This window comes from Pseudomonas sp. P20 (assembly GCF_016463925.1).
GTDB classification, from domain to species: Bacteria; Pseudomonadota; Gammaproteobacteria; order Pseudomonadales; family Pseudomonadaceae; genus Pseudomonas; species Pseudomonas aeruginosa.
In genome coordinates this window covers 1-2,064 of record NZ_JAEMVM010000021.1, presented here as the reverse complement: position 1 = coordinate 2,064, position 2,064 = coordinate 1, and the positions used below count along the sequence as shown (strand labels likewise).

Here is a 2,064-nt window from a genome sequence, read left to right as displayed (position 1 = left end):
TCGACAACCGTGGCGGCCAGGTGATCGGCCTGAACGACCTGGAGGTCGGCGCGGCGACGCTCGACAACGGCCAGCAAGGCCTGCTCGGCAGCCAGCAGTCCACCCGCGTCAGCGCCCAGGCGCTGGTCAACCGGGGGGACGGCGAAGTCTCCGGCAAGCGCGTCGAGGCCCGCGTCGGCAGCCTCGACAATCGCGGCGGCAAGCTGATCGGCGACGACCTGCTGGTGGTCGCCAGCGGTGCCATCGACAACCGCCTCGGCTTGTTCTCCGCAGCCAACCGCCTCGACCTGCGGGCGCGCAGCCTGGACAACAGCGGCAAGGGCACGCTGAGCAGCCGGGGCGGCCTGGAGGTCAGCCTCGGCGGCCTGCTGGACAACCGCGATGAAGGCAACCTGCTCAGCCAGGGCGCGCAGCGCGTGACGGTGGGGCAACTGGACAACCGCGCCGGCGGCCTGCTGTCGAGCCGCAGCGAGTTGAACGTCCACGGCGCCAGCCTGGACAACCGTGGCGGCGTGCTGGTGGCCGACGCCGGCCTGAGCGCCACGGGAGGCTCCTTCGACAACCGCGACGGCGGCAGCGCCAGCGGCAAGGCTGGCGTGCGCGTGGAGGTCGCCAGCCTGCGCAACGACCAGGGTGGCAAGCTGCTCAGCGATGGCCGCCTGGACCTCGCAGCGAACGCCGTCGGCAACGCCGGAGGGCGTATCGCCGCCAAGGGCGACCTGCAGGCGACGCTTGGCAGCCTGGCCCAGCAAGGTGGCGAACTGGTCAGCGAAAAGACCCTGAAGGTCGCGGCCGACACGCTCGACAACAGCCAGTCCGGGCTGATCGCCGCGAATGGCGGCATCGCTATCGAGGCGCGGCAGGTCGACAACCGCGCCGGCGAGATTTCCAGCACCTCGAAGGTCGCCGTGAACGCCCGCGAGCAACTGGACAACCGCGGCGGCAAGGTCATCGGCGACAGCGGCCTGCGCCTCACCGTGCAGCGCCTGCTGAACCAGGCCAAGGGGGTGCTGGCCGGGCGCGACGGCCTGAGCCTGGACGGCGGCGAACTGTTCAACGGCGACGGCGGTCGGCTCGACAGCCAGAACAGCCTGAGCGTGAGCCTCGGCGGCGTGCTGGACAACCAGGGCGGCGCGCTGGTCAGCGAAGGCAGCCTGACGGCGCGCGCCGCGCGCCTGGACAACCGTGGCGGGACCTTCTCCAGCGCCGGTGCGCTGGCGCTGACCAGCCAGGCCGCGCTGGACAACCAGGGCGGCAGGCTGCTCAGCGATGCCGGCGTGACGCTGAAGGGCGCCAGCCTCGACAACAGCCGTTCCGGCGTGATCAGCGCCAAGGGTGCGGTGGATATCCGCACCGGCGCGCTGGACAACAGCCGCAACGGCGGCATCGGCAGCAACGCCGGCATCACCCTGGTGGCCGCCCGGCTGGACAACGGCCAGCAGGGCCGGATCAGCGCCAAGGGCCTGCTCTACGCCAACCTAAAAGGCCTCGACCAGCGCGGAGGCGGCGTCCTGGTCAGCGAAGCCGGCGTCACCCTCGACCTCAATGGCGGCACGCTGGTCAACCGCGACGGCGGCCTGATCGCCACGCCCGGCGCGCTGCTGCTGCGCCAGCTCGGCGTGGTGGACAACGGCGCCGGCGGGGAAATCTCCAGCGACCGCGCCTTCACCCTCGCCGCCGCCAGCCTGGACAACCGCGGCGGGCGCCTGATCGGCGCCGACAGCCTGACCCTGCGCATCGCCCAGGCCCTGGACAACAGCCTGGGCGGGGTGATCTCCGGCGCCGCCGGCCTGGACATCGCGGCCGCTCGCCTGGACAACAGCGCCAAGGGCACCCTGGCCAGCCGCGCCGGCATCGACCTGCGCGTCGACGGCGCGCTGGACAACCACGCCGAAGGCACCGTCTCCGGCGCCCGCCTGACGCTCGCCAGCGCCTCGCTGGACAACAGCGGCAAGGGCCTGCTCTCTGGCAACGCCGGCCTGAGCGTCGTCACTGGTGCGCTGGACAACGCCGAGGGTGGCCAACTGATCAGCCAGGGCGTGCTGGACGTCAGCAGCGCCGACC

At 72.2% G+C, this 2,064-nt stretch carries 1 pseudogene; it reads left to right on the top strand.

Annotation, left to right across the window (positions count from 1 at the left end):
- Positions 1-2,064, top strand: a pseudogene (locus tag JHD77_RS22965) (hemagglutinin); the annotation flags it as partial.